General features: G+C 69.4%; 15 protein-coding genes. 7 read left to right on the top strand and 8 right to left on the bottom strand.

Annotated features, from left to right (window positions below; translation table 11 throughout):
• Positions 1-156 precede the first annotated feature (156 nt).
• Both D187_RS10200 and D187_RS10195 read left to right on the top strand, forming a co-directional pair.
• Positions 157-1,176 carry an aldo/keto reductase gene (locus D187_RS10200; RefSeq protein ID WP_043428995.1) on the top strand — a complete coding sequence of 340 codons (1,020 nt, stop codon included), beginning with the start codon at positions 157-159 and terminating at the stop codon, positions 1,174-1,176.
• Between the two features lie 195 nt (positions 1,177-1,371).
• Entirely contained in the window at positions 1,372-2,253 is an 882-nt protein-coding gene (locus tag D187_RS10195) for an NAD(P)-dependent oxidoreductase (protein ID WP_002625239.1), read from the top strand.
• Positions 2,254-2,307: 54 nt separating this feature from the next.
• Here the strand turns inward: D187_RS10195 and D187_RS10190 are convergent, their stop codons facing one another.
• The 3 genes from D187_RS10190 to D187_RS10180 all read right to left on the bottom strand — a co-directional run bounded on the left by D187_RS10190 (position 2,308) and on the right by D187_RS10180 (position 6,149).
• Positions 2,308-3,066 (bottom strand): DUF72 domain-containing protein, encoded by a 759-nt coding sequence (locus tag D187_RS10190; protein ID WP_002625238.1) that lies wholly within the window; start codon positions 3,064-3,066, stop codon positions 2,308-2,310.
• A gap of 43 nt (positions 3,067-3,109) precedes the next feature.
• On the bottom strand, positions 3,110-5,035 hold the full coding sequence (locus D187_RS10185) for a S9 family peptidase (RefSeq protein ID WP_002625236.1): 1,926 nt from the start codon (positions 5,033-5,035) through the stop codon (positions 3,110-3,112).
• A 139-nt stretch (positions 5,036-5,174) separates the two neighbouring features.
• Complete coding sequence (locus tag D187_RS10180; RefSeq protein WP_002625234.1) at positions 5,175-6,149, bottom strand: AraC family transcriptional regulator; 975 nt, start codon at positions 6,147-6,149, stop codon at positions 5,175-5,177.
• Between the two features lie 152 nt (positions 6,150-6,301).
• Between D187_RS10180 and D187_RS10175 the strand changes: the two genes are divergently transcribed.
• The 3 genes from D187_RS10175 to D187_RS51595 all read left to right on the top strand — a co-directional run bounded on the left by D187_RS10175 (position 6,302) and on the right by D187_RS51595 (position 7,994).
• A complete protein-coding gene (locus D187_RS10175; protein ID WP_002625233.1) occupies positions 6,302-7,090 on the top strand; it encodes a pentapeptide repeat-containing protein in 789 nt (262 codons plus the stop codon).
• Between the two features lie 278 nt (positions 7,091-7,368).
• Positions 7,369-7,677 (top strand): type II toxin-antitoxin system Phd/YefM family antitoxin, encoded by a 309-nt coding sequence (locus D187_RS10170; protein ID WP_002625230.1) that lies wholly within the window; start codon positions 7,369-7,371, stop codon positions 7,675-7,677.
• Complete coding sequence (locus D187_RS51595) at positions 7,674-7,994, top strand: type II toxin-antitoxin system RelE/ParE family toxin (protein WP_076606126.1); 321 nt, start codon at positions 7,674-7,676, stop codon at positions 7,992-7,994. Before D187_RS10170 ends, D187_RS51595 begins: the two co-directional genes overlap by 4 nt.
• A gap of 11 nt (positions 7,995-8,005) precedes the next feature.
• Here D187_RS51595 and D187_RS10160 read toward each other — a convergent pair whose 3' ends face one another.
• Genes D187_RS10160 through D187_RS10145 form a run of 4 tightly spaced genes read right to left on the bottom strand, consistent with a single transcriptional unit; the run spans position 8,006 to position 10,717 of the window.
• A complete protein-coding gene (locus D187_RS10160; RefSeq protein WP_002625225.1) occupies positions 8,006-8,575 on the bottom strand; it encodes a histidine phosphatase family protein in 570 nt (189 codons plus the stop codon).
• Positions 8,576-8,577: 2 nt separating this feature from the next.
• Positions 8,578-9,096 carry an acyl-CoA thioesterase gene (locus tag D187_RS10155; RefSeq protein WP_002625223.1) on the bottom strand — a complete coding sequence of 173 codons (519 nt, stop codon included), beginning with the start codon at positions 9,094-9,096 and terminating at the stop codon, positions 8,578-8,580.
• Between the two features lie 14 nt (positions 9,097-9,110).
• Positions 9,111-9,881 (bottom strand): deoxynucleoside kinase, encoded by a 771-nt coding sequence (locus tag D187_RS10150; protein ID WP_002625221.1) that lies wholly within the window; start codon positions 9,879-9,881, stop codon positions 9,111-9,113.
• Positions 9,882-9,895: 14 nt separating this feature from the next.
• A complete protein-coding gene (locus tag D187_RS10145; protein WP_002625219.1) occupies positions 9,896-10,717 on the bottom strand; it encodes a glycerophosphodiester phosphodiesterase family protein in 822 nt (273 codons plus the stop codon).
• A gap of 137 nt (positions 10,718-10,854) precedes the next feature.
• On the opposite strand from D187_RS10145, the gene D187_RS56990 reads away from it, so the two are divergent.
• Together D187_RS56990 and D187_RS10135 are read left to right on the top strand one after the other, a co-directional pair.
• Positions 10,855-13,185, top strand: coding sequence for a serine/threonine-protein kinase (locus D187_RS56990; RefSeq protein WP_245591664.1), 2,331 nt, complete (start codon positions 10,855-10,857; stop codon positions 13,183-13,185).
• Between the two features lie 156 nt (positions 13,186-13,341).
• Positions 13,342-14,142, top strand: coding sequence for a hypothetical protein (locus D187_RS10135; RefSeq protein ID WP_002625214.1), 801 nt, complete (start codon positions 13,342-13,344; stop codon positions 14,140-14,142).
• 21 nt (positions 14,143-14,163) lie between these two features.
• Here the strand turns inward: D187_RS10135 and D187_RS10130 are convergent, their stop codons facing one another.
• Positions 14,164-15,408 (bottom strand): hypothetical protein, encoded by a 1,245-nt coding sequence (locus tag D187_RS10130; RefSeq protein WP_043428992.1) that lies wholly within the window; start codon positions 15,406-15,408, stop codon positions 14,164-14,166.
• Positions 15,409-15,487 lie beyond the last annotated feature (79 nt).

The raw sequence follows: 15,487 nt of genomic DNA, 5'->3' as shown, positions 1-15,487 counted from the left end.
CGATGGTTGTCCCTGGGTAGGACCTGTCAGGGAGGCGAGTGGACTCAAGAGAGCGCGATGCGCGGCCGTGCCCTGGGTCCGGACGGGAGTCTGCTCGCCTCCTGGAAAGAAGTGCACACGTTGTAGCGCGCGTGAAGTCACCTGGAGGTGGAGAGCATGGAAACTCGAAAGCTGGGAAAGCAGGGGCTGACCGTCTCGGCCATGGGCCTGGGCTGCATGGGCATGTCCGATTTCTACGCCGGGCGGGATGACGCGGAGTCGGAGGCCACGTTGCTGCACGCGCTGGAGCGGGGCATCACCTTCTTCGACACCGCCGATGCCTATGGTCCGGGGCGCAACGAGGAGCTGGTGGGCCGGGTGCTGCGCCCGCACCGCGCCAAGGTGGTGCTGGCCACGAAGTTCGGCATCGTCCGGGATCCGAACAACCCGAACGCGCGCGGCGTCAATGGCCGCCCCGAGTACGTGAAGCAGGCGTGCGAGGCCAGCCTTCGGCGCTTGGGCATGGAGGTCATCGACCTGTACTACCTGCACCGCGTGGACCCGAATACGCCCATCGAGGAGACCGTGGGCGCCATGGCGGAGCTGGTGAAGCAGGGCAAGGTGCGCTACCTCGGGCTGTCCGAGGTGAACGCGGACACGCTGCGCCGCGCGTGCGCCGTGCACCCCATCACCGCGCTGCAGACTGAATACTCGCTGTGGAGCCGTGAGCCGGAGGACGGCGTGCTCCAGGCCTGCCGCGAGCTGGGCGTGGGCTTCGTGCCCTACAGCCCGTTGGGCCGAGGCTTCCTCACCGGGCAGATCAAGCGCTTCGAGGACCTGGAGCCGGACGACTACCGCCGCAACTCGCCGCGCTTCCAGGGGGAGAACTTCCAGCGCAACCTGAAGCTGGTGGAGCACATCGAGCAGCTCGCCCAGCGCAAGAAGTGCTCGGCGGCGCAGCTCGCACTCGCCTGGGTCCTCGCCCAGGGCAGGGAGCTCGTTCCCATCCCGGGCACCAAGCGGCGCAAGTACCTGGACGACAATCTGGGCGCGCTGGACGTCACGCTCACCCCGGGGGACCTCGCCGACATCGAGGCCATCGCGCCTCGGGACGTCGCCGCGGGGGACCGCTACCCGGCCGCCATGCAACAACTGCTGCAGTCTTCCGGCGGGCCCCCAGCGCCCCAGGCCCGCTGATGCTGAACTGGACGTACTGCGACCTGGAGGGGGCCGGCTCGAACTCGGGCCTGGGCTCGAGCTCCACGCAGCTCGGCACGAGGACGGTACAGTCACTCCGCGGGAGACGCCGCGGCGGGTGCTGGCGTACGTGACAGCACCCGCCGGGGTCCGGCCTTCCGCGAGAAGGATTCTTGAAACAAGAGGAGATGGAACATGGCCCCCAGCAGTCCCGCGAAAATCGTGGTGATCGGTAGTGGCCTCATGGGAAGCGCACTGGCACGAGCCTTCGCCGCGGCGGGTCACGACGTCGTGGTTTGGAACAGGACCGCGAGCAAGGCTAAAGCCGTGGGCGGTGGCACGACCGCGGTCGAGAACCTGAGCGAGGCCGTATCGGGCCGGGAGCTCGTCGTCGTCTCCTTGTCCAATTACGCCGCCTGGTTCGAGCTGTTCTCCTCGAAGGGCATCGCGTCGGCACTTGCCGGAAAGACCCTCGTCCAGCTCACCAGTGGCTCACCCGCGGACGCTCGCGAGGGGCTGGAGTGGGCGAAGGCGAATGGCGTGGACTACCTGGACGCCGCGATACTCGCCTACCCGGGTTTCGTCGCCACCGAGTACGCGACGGTCTTCTACGCCGGGTCGCGCTCGGTCTTCGACCGGCACCTCGACACCCTCCAGGCGATAGCCAAGAAGTCCGTCTACGTCGACGAGAAGATCGGTTCCGCCGCGACACTCGACTGCGCGATTCTCGAGGCCTACTACGGAAGCTCCATGGCCTTCCTCCACGCCGCGGCCATGTGCAAGGCCGAAGGACTCGATCCGAAAACCTTCTTCTCCCACAAGGAGTCCTTCCTCGGGTTGGTTTCCGTCACCGCCGACGCCGCGCGGGGCATGATCGAAAGCAACGACTTTTCTGGCAACCAGTGCAGTCTCAACACCCACGTCGCGGCAATCGAGCACATCGTCCGGCTGAGCCAGGACGCCCGTATCAGCGCGCGCTTCCCGAAGGAGTTGCTCGCCAACTACAAGCGAGCCATCAGCGAGGGGTGGGGGAGCGAGGAATTGCCAGCGGTGTTCCGTACCCTGACGCGGGATTGACTCGAGTCCACTGACGTCTGGCGGTCCACTATCAGGCTCGGGCCCTCGCCGAGGTCAGCGAGGGGCCTCCGGGCGGCTTCCGGGCGCCTCGTCGCGTTGGCGCCGCAGCAGTGAGAGCGCGTTGGGCACGGCCGCGAAGCTCGCCGTGTTGTCGAAGATGCACCAGGTGCGTCGGCCCGCCCGCTGGTGCGCCGACAGCTCGCGGGCGAGCGCGTCCAGAAACGGCTCGGAGTACTCCGAATGGTAGATCTTGGGCGAGCCGTGCAGCCGGTAGTACGCGACCTCGCCTCGCACGGGCACCTCGGGCACCACCTGGGGGTCGGCGCGCACCACCCCCACGCGCACGTCCGCGAGCAGCCGCTGTGCCGCCTCCGAGGACCAGGTCTCGTGGCGCGGCTCGCACACCACATCCCCCCGCGTGCGCGCGCGCAGTCCCTCGAAGAAGGCCCCGGCCACCGCCGGCTCGAAGCGCAGGCTCGGCGGCAGTTGCACCAGGAGGCAGCCCAGCTTCTCGTCCAGGTGGCCCACCTCATCGAGGAAGCGAGCGAGCGGCTCCTCCACGTCGCATAGCCGGCGCTCGTGGGTGATGACCTTGGGCACCTTCACCGCGAAGCGGAAGGCGGCGGGCACGCTGTCGCGCCAGCGCGCGTAGGTGGCCGGCCGGTGCGGGCGGTAGAAGGACGAGTTGATCTCCACCGCGGGCAGCACCTGGGCGTAGCGCTCCAGGTGGCTGCCCCCGGCGGGGAAGAATCCCGCGACCGCGCTCGCGAGGCTCCAGCCGGCACAGCCGATGAGGGAGGTGGGGCCTTCCATCACTCCAGAAGGTGCCCACGGTGGCGCGCGGAGGGAAGTCTCCCTAGTTGTTCGCTGGCGGAGCCTGCGCCCGGAGGTACTTGTCGAGGAAGGCGAGCGTGGCCGAGTAGGCGCGCAGCTCGTTCTTCTTCTTGGTGAAGCCGTGGCCCTCGTCGGGGAAGACGATGTACTCGACGGGCACGCCGTTCTTCTTCACCGCCTGCACGATTTCGTCGCTCTCCGGCTTGATGACGCGCGGGTCGTTCTTGCCCTGCAACACGAGCAGCGGGCGCTGGATCTTCTCCGCGTGGAACAGGGGCGAGGCCGCGCGCAGCTTCTCCGCGTCCACCTTCGGATCGCCGATCTCCTGGTAGAGCGCCTGACGGAAGCTCGCCCAGTACGGCGGCACGCTCTCCAGCGTGCGCAGCCAGTTGGACACACCGAAGATGTCCACGCCCACGTTGAACACGTCGGGCTGGAAGGCGAGCGCCGCGAGGGTCATGTATCCGCCGTAGCTGCCGCCGATGATGCCGATGTGCTCGGCGTCCACGTACGGCAACGACTGCAGGTACTTCTTCGCCGCCACGCAGTCCCAGAGTGGCTCCTTGCCGTGCTTGCCATCATCGGCGGTGAAGAAGCTCTTGCCGTAGCCGCTGGAGCCGCGGTTGTTGATGCCCAGCACCACGTAGCCGTGGTTGACGAGGTACTGCATGAAGGCGTTGTAGCCCTTGCGCGTCTGGCCACCCGGCCCGCCGTGCACCCACACCAGCGCGGGCGCTTTCGCCTGGGCGCTGGCCTGGTGCGGCTTGAAGAGGAGGTTGGGGATCTGCATCCCATCGAAGCTCGGGAAGCGCACGACCTCGGCGTCCACCAGATCCTCGGGATCGATCTGCTTGGAGAGCGTGTCCGTGAGCCGCGTGGTCTTCCCACTCGTGAAGTCGTGCACGTAGAGGTTGGACGGGCTGCTGTCGCTGGAGGCGTAGAAGGCCATCCGCTGCTCGCTGGGTGAGATCACCACCGAGGTCACGTCGCCCTCGGGCAGGGCGGGCAGCGCCACGGGCTGGTTCGTCTTCGCGTCGTACAGCTTGATGACGGTGCGCGCGTCCTGGTCGATGGCGGTGATGCGGTACTTCCCGCGCTTGGAGAAGACCGTGTACATCACGTCCCAGTCCGTCCTCTCCACGTCCTCGATCGCGCCGGTGGCGAGCACGTAGCGCGCCACGCGGGTGAACTCACCGCCGTCATTGGTGAGGAAGTAGAGCGCGTGGCTCTCCGGGTCGAAGGAGGACACCGTGTAGCTGGCCACGCCCTGGTGCGGGCTCAGGTGCTTCGTCTGCTTCGTCTCGGTGTTGTAGAGGTGGATGTCGCTGTCGGCGGTGGTGTTCGACTTGTTCAGGCCCACCCACTTGCCGTCCGCGGACACGTCGCCGATGTCGAAGCCCTGGGTGTTCTCGTACACGCGGGTGCGCGCGTAGCTCTTCGCGTCGTAGCGGTAGAGGTCGAAATAGCGCGGGTCGCGCTCGTTGGTGGTCACGTAGAAGGCGCTGTCGTCACCGCTCCAGCCGGCGAACTCCGCCTTGAGCTTCTTGCCCGGCGTGAGGTCCTTCTCCTTGCCGTCGAGCCCGCGCACGTAGAGGTGGTTGTTCTCGTTGCCGCCCTGGTCGCGCGTGTAGAGGACCCGGGCGTCCCTGGGAAACCAGGCGACGGCGTAGGTGCTGTCCGTCCGCGAGCGGGTGAGCGCGGTGGGCCGGCCGCCCGCCGTGGGCTGGGCGTACACGTTGAAGACGCCGGTCTCGTTGGAGGAGAGCAGCACGCTCTGCTCGTCCGGGCTGAACGAGGCGTCCTCCACACGCGTGGTCGCCATGAACTGCTCGATGGAGTACTGGCGGCTGGGACGTTGGGGGGCCTGCACGGGCGGCTCCTGCTGCGCCGCGAGCGCGAGCGCGGGCAGGAGCAGCGCGGCGAGGCCGAGGGCAACGGGACGCTTCATGGGGTTCTCCTGGGGGGAACGGAGGATGGTGCTGTATACGTGACGCTCTCGTGCTCATTTCCTAGGACACCCTCACGGGGCGGGTCAAAACGAAACCCGGTACGTCCATGGAGCCGTCAGGAGCGAGGCGGCGCCTCGCCTACTTCAGCAGCCGGTAGCGGCCCGGTGAGACTCCCGTCCAGCGCCGGAACGAGCGGCTGAAGCTGCTCACGTCCGAGAAGCCCAGCCGAAAGGCCACCTCCGCCAACTCGAGGTCCTCGTCGGCCACGAGCGAGCGCGCCTTCTCCGCGCGCACCCGGTCCAGCAACTCCTGGTAGGAGAGGCCGTCCTCCTCCAGCCGGCGCTGGAGCGTGCGTTTGCTCATGTGCAGTCGCGCGGCGATGTCTTCCGCGCTCGCTCCGGACCCGAGTGCCTCGTCGATGCGAGAGGCCACGGTGGCGGCGAAATCCCTCGTCGGGGACCGCGCGCGCATGGCCTCGTCGGCGAGGTGCTCGGCCGTCACGAGCAGGCGAGGGTCCGCCGTGGTCAGCCGGGCTTCCATCCACGTCCCGTCGAGCAGCAGTCCATTCCCGGCGCGACCGAAGGAAATCTCCTCCGTCCCGAAGAAGCGATGCAGGGGCTCCACGAGCCTCGGCCGCGCGTGGAGGAACCACACCGAGCGGGGCACCACGGGGAGCCCCGTCAACAGGCGCGCGTGCGTGAGCACCGAGGCCAGCGCGTACTCGTGGACGTGCCGGGTGAGTCCCCGGGGATGTCCGTCCACGTGACAGGTGAGCGCCACCTCCTGCCCGCGCTCCTCCAACCCGAAGACGAGCCGCTCGTTCTCCAGCGGGGCGTAGCGCACCACCCGCAGGAGTGCCTCGCGCACCGTGGGGCTCGCGCGCATCGCCAGCTCACCCAAGCCGTAGCGGCGCGGTTCCAGTTCCACCGGCAGCCGCAGCGCGAGGAAGGGATCATCCAGCTCTCCCGCGGCCGCCTCCAGCAACTGGCCGAAGTCCCCGGCGGTGATGAGTGCGTCCGCGTGCTCCTCCACTCCGGCCGGGAAACCGAAGCGGCGGACGAGCAGGTCCGCGTCCCCTCCGCGCGAGCGCACCAGCCGGAGAAGCGTCGGCACCAGCCCGGACCGGAAGGGCGTCTCTTTGCGCGCGCGAGCCACGGAGCACGGATTATGGCACGCTCGGCCATGCTTCTCGGCACCCCCGGTCATACCGGCACCTGGAGCCGCCCCGTACATTGGTGCGCGTCACGTCACCGGGAGGACGAACGATGAGGACGCAGATTCGCAACAAGGCGGGGACGGAACTCTTCAGTCATGACGGGGACCTGCGCGAGGCCCTGGAGGCCGCGGGCGAGGCGGGCGTCGAGCTCACCCAGGCCATGCTCGACGGGGCGAACCTCTCCGGCGCGAACCTGGAGGACCTGGACCTCCGGCAGGCGAGCCTGCGCGGTGCCAACCTGCGCAACGCCAATCTGGCGGACATCGACTTGTCCGGTGCCAACCTCCACGAGGCCAACCTGCGCGGCGCGAACCTGGAGCACGCCGAGATGCACGAGGTCGTCCTGGCCGACGCCAACCTCGAGGGCTGCAACCTGGAGGATGCCCGGCTCATCGGCGCCAACCTCGTGGGTATCAACGCCCAGGGAGCGAACCTCGAGGGCGTGGACTTCTCGCGTGCCAACCTGGAGGGTGCCAACCTGGAGGGCTCCAACCTGGAGGACGCCCGGCTGAGCGAGGCCAACCTGTCCCGTGTGAATCTCCAGCGCGCCAACCTGGAGGGCGTCGACCTGGATGGCGCGAACCTGACGCACGCGGACCTCCGCTCCGCCAACGTCGAGAGGGCCGACCTGCGCGACGCCAACCTCGAGGACGCCAACCTCCGGGGTGCCAATCTCGAGCGCGTCCAGTTCGATCGGGCGAACCTGACGAATGCCTGTTTCGACAAGGCCAACCTCGAGCGCTCGAGCTTCGCGGCCGCGACGCTCACCGGCGCCACCTTCCACCGCGCCAACCTCGAGCGGGTGAAGGGCCTGACGATGCCCCCCCCTTCCGAGTAAGTCCACCCAGGCATTCGGCCGCGATGCGCTGTCGCTCACCGCCTCGGCGGAGTGTCCATCGACACCCGTCGTCCCACGCGTCTCTCGCGACGGCTTGGTACTACAGTCGGACTTCGCCTCTGTGTCGCGGTCAATCCCAGGGCACTTGCGTGCCCCGGGAGACGGAGTAACGGTTCCGAGCAGGCGGACAGGGGCTCGTATTCCTGTACGAGATGGGGAGGTCTTCTGCTTCGACCCTGGTGGGAATCCAAAAGCGGGTCTATCCTTGGACCATCAGGATGACCATCCAGGTGACCATGAAACCACTCCACATCTCAGAGGACATCCTGCCCATCGCCGATTTCAAGGCTCGTGCCTCCGAAGTGGTGCGCCGGTTGAAAGAGCATCGCCGTCCGGTGGTCATCACCCAAAGTGGCAAGCCCGCCGCCGTGCTCCTCTCTCCCGAGGAATTCGATAGGCTCTCCCATCGTGCCCGATTCCTCGACGCGGTCGGTGAAGGACTCGCCGATGCGGAGGCGGGCCGCGCAGTCTCCGATGAGGCGCTTGGCATGCTGCTGGACGACGAGTTCGGCAAGCTCAAGCCGTGAGCCGCAAAGCACGTGTCCGGTGGACCCACCGCTCCGTCAGGGATCTGCGCGCCATCGGCCGTTACATCGCGGAGGATGATCCAGGTGCCGCACGGCAATGGGTCGAACGCCTGCGACGGCGAGTCCACGACGCCGCCACCACGCCCAGGGCCGGGCGCCGCGTGCCGGAAATCGAGCGGGAAGACATCCGAGAGGTGCTCCTCCGCTCCTATCGCATCGTGTACCGCGTGGGCCGCGGCGGTATCGAAGTACTGACGGTCTTCGAGGGGCATCGGCTCCTTCCAAAAGGCGCCATCCCGGAAGAGGGCGAGGACTGACCGCGGACGGTTCAGGCCCTCTGTTCCACCGCGGTGAGGCGCCAGCCCTCATGGCTCGAGGGCGGCTCCACCCAGAGCGGCAGCGCGTTGGGGGTGCGGATGTTCGCCTCCAGCCCGGCCGCCTGGCGCACGGCGCGCCAGAGGGCTCCATGCGCCACGACCAGCACCGGGCCGGGATGGGCGGTGGCGCGGTTGATGGCCTTCACGGCGCGCTCGCGCAGCGCGGCGAAGCTCTCGGCGCCCTCGGGGGTCGCGATGCCGGCGATCCAGTCGTCGAACCAGCCGGACATCTTCTGCCCTTCCCTCACGCCGAAGGCGCATTCCTGGAGTTCGGGATCGAAGTTCACCGGCAGCTCCAGCCGCGCCGCCACGATCTCCGCCGTCACTCGCGCGCGGCCGAGGGTACTGGCATGAATGGAGCGGATGCCTTGCCCCGCCAGCGCCCGCGCCGCCCGCTCCGCCTGGGCGAGGCCTACCGCGTTCAACGGGACGTCCACCTGGCCCTGGGAGAGATGGCGCGCGTTCCAGTCCGTCTCTCCGTGGCGGAGAAACCAGAAGGGGATGGGGTTGAGGTCGGTCATGGTCAGCCCGCGATGCCGGGCTTGATGACCTTCTGCCAGGCGAAGCTCGTGGGCTTGCGCGCGAGCCGCTCCTGACGCCGCTGCTCGGCTTCGCGCAGCGCGGCGTGCTCCTCTTCCGTCTCCAGCTTCAGCGCGGGCACCGGCACGCGCTTGCCTTCCGGGGTGATGGCCACGAAGGTGAGCAGGGCGCTGGTGGTCAGGTGCTTGTCGCCCGTGAGCGGGTTTTCCGCCGTCACCGTGACGCCCACCTCCATGGAGGTGCGGAAGGTGGCGATGACGCGCGCGTGCAGCGTCACCGTCCAACCCACCTTGATGGAGGCGTGGAAGTGCAGGTCATCCATGGAGGCGGTGACCACCATCTGCCGGCAGTGGCGCTGGGCGGAGATGGCGCCGCAGATGTCGATCCACTCCATCACCCGGCCTCCGAACGCGGCGTTGGCCGGGTTGGCGTCCGAGGGGAGGATCATCTGCGTCATCACCACTTCGGAGTCGCGGGGGCTCTTGGGGGACAACTCGGGCACGGGCGTGCTACCTCTCAGGCGAGGAAGGTGGAGATCCGGTCGAGGAACTCCTCGCGTCCCCGGCCGGTGCGGATGTCCTGCGTGGTCACGTCGAGCACCAGGCAGTCCATGCCATACTTCGTCTTCAGCACCTCGGGGAAGGTGGCGTAGTAGCCGTTGAGCCCGCGCAGGAAGGCCTTCTGGATGCCCTTCTCCTCCTCGCGGCCCCGCTCGCGGATGCGGTCGAGCAGCACCTCCACCGCGGCCACGTCGAAGCAGATGACCCGGTCGGGCTGCACGATGCCGCGCGTGAGGCGCTGGAAGTACTCGAAGTAGAGATCCAGCTCCGCGTTCGTCAGGTGTCCGAGCCCATGCAGGTACTTGGCGAAGATCTCCGGATCCTCGTAGAGCGTGCGATCCTGCACGCAGCTCTTCTTCACCGAGTGGATGAGCTCGTGGTGCTCGACGCGCCGGATGAGGAACTCGAGCTGGAGGGTGAAGGACCACCGCCCCATGTTGGCGTAGTAGTCCTTGAGGAAGCGGTTGTCGATGACGGGCTCGTCGAACAGCTCGAAGCCGAAGGACTGGCTGATGAGCTTGGCAGCCGTCGTCTTCCCCGCGCCGATGTTGCCCGCCAGGGCCACGAAGCGGCGGGCCCGGGGCAGGCGCACGCGGCGCATGGTGTTGCGCGCGGGCGTCTCGGGAGCGGGCGGCGGGGGGGGCCCGGCGGCCAGGGTGGACCGCGGGGCCGGGACGGCGGCGGCCGGCTCCTGGGAGACGCGCTTGCGGGAAGGTGGGCGGGGCATGGACGCTCCAGGGCTTAACGCGGCTTGGGGGACTCGTCCAAGACTCGGCGGAGCAGATCCGGCCGGTCCGTCATGATGCCGCCCACGCCCTCGGCGACGAGCTGGCGCATCTCCCCGGGGTCGTCCACCGTCCACACGTTGATCCACTTGCCGTGGGCCCTCGCCGCGTTCAGCAGCAGCTCGTCCACCAGGCGCACCTCGCCGAAGTACAGGGGCATGTCGAGCACGCGGTAGCGGGGATCCTCCGGGATGGGTTCGCCCATGCGCACCGCGAGGACGAAGGCGGTCAGCGCGTCACGGGGGTAGAAGTGGCAGGCCTCCGGCAGCACCCGCGTGAGGCGCTCACCCACCGGATCCAGCTCACTGCCCACGCACACGCGCCCGAGCGCCCGCTCCTCGCGCAGCAGGGAAGCGAAGGCGTCCTCGACGCCCGGCACGTCCGGTTTCACCTCGATGTTCAGGCGCAAGTCTGGAAAGGCGCGCAGCACCTCGCGCAGGGAGGGCAGGCGCACGCCCTGGCCCCGGAAGGGGTGGGTGAGCCCCCCGTCCGGGCTGAAGTGGTGGCCGGCGTCCAGGCGCTGGAGCTCGGCCAGGGTATGGGCGGCCACCTCCCCGGCGCCGTCGGTGCACCGCTCCAGGGTGGCGTCGTGGGCCACCACCAGCTCTCCATCCCGCGTCAGGTGGACGTCCGTCTCCAGCATCTGGGTGCGGTGGCGTTCCACGGCCAGACGGAAGGCGGGGAGGGTGTTCTCCGGCGCGAGCCGGGAACCCCCCCGGTGGGAGATGTGCAGGGTGGGGGTCAGGCCCTGGAAGAAGGCATGGGGGGCGGGGGGCATGGTCCCCCATGTTAGAGGCCCCGGGGCCGGCTCGCGCGTTTCATGATGGGCCCTCCAGGGGTGGAGAAGTAGCCGGACGGGCGCCGGGTCTGGTATCCCCGCTCCCGTTCACATACCCCCCCCCTCCAAGGGGAGGGTTGATTTTGGATAAGCTCGGCGCGAGTTCGCGCTCCTCACCCCGGTCCGCCTTGGGGGCTGCCATTCCCGAGAAATCTCCCCAGACTGCCACCCCCTTCGGCAAGTACCTCCTGGTCAAGCGGCTCGCGACGGGCGGCATGGCGGAGCTCTTCCTCGCCCAGGAACCGCCCAGCCCGGAGCTGCTGGTCATCAAGCGCATCCTCCCGTACCTCACGGAGGAGCCGGAGTTCGTCCAGATGTTCCTGGACGAGGCGCGCATCGCCGCCCAGCTCCACCACCCGAACATCGTCCAGGTGTTCGGGCTGGGCCGCATCAACGAGAGCATCTTCATCGCGATGGAGTACGTGGAGGGCGTGGACCTGCGGCGCATCCTCGCCGAGGAGACGCGCTTCTCCGCCGCGGTGCCCTACGCCGTGGCCGCGCGCATCTGCGCCCAGGTGGCCGCGGGACTGGATCACGCCCACAACTCCAAGGGCGTGGATGGCCGTCCGCTCGGCCTCATCCACCGGGACGTCAGCCCCCAGAACGTGATGGTGGCCTACAACGGCCAGGTGAAGCTCGTGGACTTCGGCATCGCCAAGGCCGAGGCCTTCGCCGAGCGCAGCAAGCCGGGCGTCATCAAGGGCAAGTTCCTCTACCTGTCGCCCGAGCAGGTCATGCAGGAGAAGCTGGATCACCGCTCGGACATCTTCGCGCTGGGGGTGATGCTCTATGAGATCACCACCGGGCGCTCCCCCTTCTCCCGGGCCAACACCGAGGGCATCCTCTTCGCCATCCGCTCGGAGCACCCGTCCCCGCCCCACCTGCTGCGTGACAGCTACCCGCAGGAGCTGTCGCGCATCGTCATGAAGTGCCTCGCCAAGGACCGTACCCAGCGCTACCAGCGCGCGGCCCACGTGCAGGCGGACCTCGAGGCCTTGCTCGCCTCGGGGACGATGAAGCAGAGCCAGGACGTGGCGGCCTACGTCGCGCGCCTGCTCGGTGCGGAGGAGGAGCGCACGCAACTGCACGTGCCCATTACCGGCGGCCGTAAGGACGTGGCCTCCCTGCCGCCGGTGGTTCCCGTGCTGCCTCCTCCTCCGGCGGGGCTCATCGCCCGGCCCAGCCTGCGCACCAACGTGCACGGCCTGCCGCCCGCGGTGGACCCCGAGGGCGAGGAGCCCCGCACGGAGATGGCCCGCCCACAGGACATGCTCGCCGCCGCGGCCCTGGGCGCGGAGGAAGCCGAGCCCACCGCCGTGGGCCCCCAGCCTGGCGGGCGCGCCGAGCAGACGAGTCCCCTGGGCCGTGCCCTGCGCCGCCTCGACGAGAAGGCCGCGGAGGAGGATGATGAGTCCACGACCCATGACCGGCTGGGCCGCCTCTCCTCGAGCCGGCGCGCTGCCCTGGTTCCGCGCAAGTCCACGCCCTCCCTGGCCTCGTTGGATCGCCGCCGGGGACCTCCGGTGCGGGAAGAGGAGGACGAGGACTTCGGCGAGGAAGATCCCTCCGTCGCGTCGGCCCTCTCCGTGGCCACGCTGAACGAGCGAGGCCCCTCGCGTGCCGTGTCCGCCGTCGGCCATGGCGAGTCCACGTCCGAGGACACCTCCGAGGTGTCGGGTACGCACAGCCTGCCGCTGCGCCAGGTGGATCCGGACGACGACCTGGACGACGACGTGTCCACCACGGCGGGTGGAGACCTGGGCTCCTATACCCAGCCGCTACCCGCGGCCTCGACGGGGCGTCGGCGTCAGATGATCCTGGCGGTGTTGCTCATGGCGGTACTGGGGGTGGGGGTCGCGGTGGCGGCCTGGTGGATCACCTCCACCATGACCGCCCCGCGCCAGGAGGCCTCGCGCGAAGCGGAGACGCCCTCGCCGGAGACGCCGGCGGATCCCTCCGTGGCTCCGGAGTCCGGCACGGGCACGGGGAGCGCCGCGGCGGACGCCCCGGCTCCGGCGCAGGGACGCTCGCCTGCTCCCTCCCCGGGGGCAGAGCCCAACGGGGCGGGTAGCTCGGAGGGCGACCAGGCGGACATGCGAGCGCCCGACTCCCTGGGTTCCTCTCCGGACGCCGTGGAGGGGGAGAAGAACCTCCAGAATCCCACCTCGGCGGTGGGGGTGCGCGTGCAGTTCAAGGCCCCGGCCCGGACGCAGTTGTGGGTGGGAACCGCCAGCGTGAAACCCAATGGTTTTCTCTCGGTGTTGCCGGGAACTCTCCAGGTGGAGTTCCGTTGCCCGAACCAGTCCGGAACCCCGAAAACCAAGAGTTTCCAGGTTCCGGCGGATCCGACCAGGCCGGTCGTCTTCAAGCTGGACAAGCAGGACTGCGCTCCTCGGGGCCGCCGCTAGGGGTGGGAACAGGGGGCCATATGCGCCCCCCACCCCGTCCTGCGGACAAGTGGGCGAGGGTACGCGGGAGTGGCTATAAGCCGTTGGAATTCCAGGGGTTTTGCCTTCCTCATCGCGTTTACACATGTCAGCCGGGTCCCTAGAATCGGCCGGTCTATGGCGCGTGCGAAGAAGAAGAATCTGGCGAAGAAGCGAAGCTCGCCGGCGGGGCGTATCGCCCGCGAGCACTCCGTCGCCCCCGAGCCCAATCGGTTGGTGAAGGTGTGGCGGCGTGTGCTCGAGCGTCGGCTGCGGACCCGGCTCAAGGCCCCGGTGGCGGTGGAGGTTCACGACAACACGCACACGATGCTCACGTTCCAACGCGACCGGGCGTTGTGGCGCGTGCGGCTGCACCACATGTTCCTGGCGGCGCCGGATGAGATCATCCAGGCGCTCGCCGACTATGTGCGTCACGGGGACGCGGAGGCGAGCGCGGGGTTGGACAAGTTCATCGAGCGCAACAAGGCGTACATCCGCCGGGTCTCTCCCGCGCAGATGCGCAAGCGGCTGCGGTTGGATCCCGTGGGACAGCATCACGATCTGGCGCGCATCTTCGAGCGGCTCAACGAGCGCTACTTCCGCGGCCGCATCGACGCGGCCATCACCTACGGGCCGGCGCCGCGCGTCACCCGGCCGCGCAAGAGCATCAAGATGGGCTCCTACTCGGCCGACTCGCGCGTCATCCGCATCCACCCGGCGTTGGATCAGCCCGTGGTGCCGCGCTACTTCGTGGAGTGGATCGTCTTCCACGAGATGCTCCACCACGTGTACCGCACCCGCCGGGGCGAGGACGGCCGGCGCTGCATCCACCCGCCCGAGTTCCTCGAGCACGAGCGGCGCTTCCACGACTTCGCGCGGGCGCAGGCCTGGGAGCTGGAGAACCTGGACCTGCTGCTGCACGCGCGGGTGTCGGCCTGAGGGCGGGCCCTCCCCTGGCGCTCAGGGGAGGATGATGCCGCCGGGGCTGCGCCGCTCTCCGGGCGGTGAGGGGGGCGCGGATCGAGGGCTCTCGGGGCCCTCTCCCCGCTCCCTTGAAGGAGATGACGTGGACTCCATGCGATGGGCGAGGGTGACGAGCAGTGCCTTCTCGTAGAGCCGCTCGGCGAAACGCGAGGGCGCGTCGGGTGGGCCGTGCGTGAGTCGCCGGGCCTCGGCGCGGGCCAGCCGGGCGGGACGCTCCTGGCCGAGCCGCTCGAAGTGCAGCCCCATCTCCCACAAGCGGCTCGCGAAGAGCTGGCGCATCCGCGGCGCGGAGAAGAAGGCGCGGGCCTGGGCATGCGCGGCCTGGAGGATCTCCGCGTTGCGCTGCGCGGGCGTGAGGGCGAGCGGGCTCGCGCGCAGCTCGGCCACCGTGTGGGACAGGCGCTCGAGCTCGGACAGGGGCGGCAGCCAGCCGCGCATCTCCTCCTCGTCGTGGAGCGCGTGGGCCTCGGCCGCGAGCCGCTCGTCCTCGGGCTCGGGGGGTGGAATCTCCAGGGGCTTGTCCTGGGGCTTCACCTCCAGGTGCCGCAGCACGGCGTCGAGTCCTGGGGGAAACGGGGTGCCCGTGCTCACGTTGAGGCCCGCGGCCTGGGCCAGCCGCTCGCGCGCCTCGGCCTGGGGCAGCTCCACGGCCGTCTGGGAGCCCGGGGCAGTGGCCTGCTTCACCGCCCGTCGGTAGTCGGCGCGGCTCATGTCATTCACCTGCAACCGCGTCACGCCGTGCTCGTCCGAGTAGAGGACCTGGATGGCCTCGAGTCCCCCTCCACGCAGCGGACGGGCGAGCTCGAGCACGCGCTCGCCGGTGCCGTCGATGCTGGTGAGCAGGGCGGGGAAGGACTCGGGCGCGGGTGCGCTGGAGCGGACGGGCTCGGCGGGGGTGGGGCGCGTGGGCGGGGCGAGCGTCACCCCGCGGGAGCGCAACTGGTAGAGGGCCTTCTTGGCGGCCTTGGCGAGGGGCTTGTGGGCCGAGCCCGCCAGAGCCTCGGCGAGCGCGGGCTGGCCAGCCTGGACCGAGCCCTCGAGCAAGGCGAGCGCGAGCGGCTCCGGAAGGGACTCGACGAGGGCGGGTGGAGCGGACGCGGGCTCGGCGGCGAACGGGCGAGCGCGCTCGACGGCGTCGGCGGGGAAGCCGGACAGCGGAGTGCCCGCGCGCAGGGTGTCCAGCAACGCGCGGGGGCTGGCCTGGGGACTCGGGGTGGGCATGGCCTTCACATGTAATGCCCCCCGGCGCATGGGGTGAGTCCGGGAGGGGCCCGTGCGTGCCCGGGGCGACCACTGGCCC

Origin of the sequence: Cystobacter fuscus DSM 2262, from assembly GCF_000335475.2 — a bacterium.
GTDB classification, from domain to species: domain Bacteria; phylum Myxococcota; class Myxococcia; order Myxococcales; family Myxococcaceae; genus Cystobacter; species Cystobacter fuscus.
This window is presented reverse-complemented; position numbering and strand designations above follow the sequence as displayed.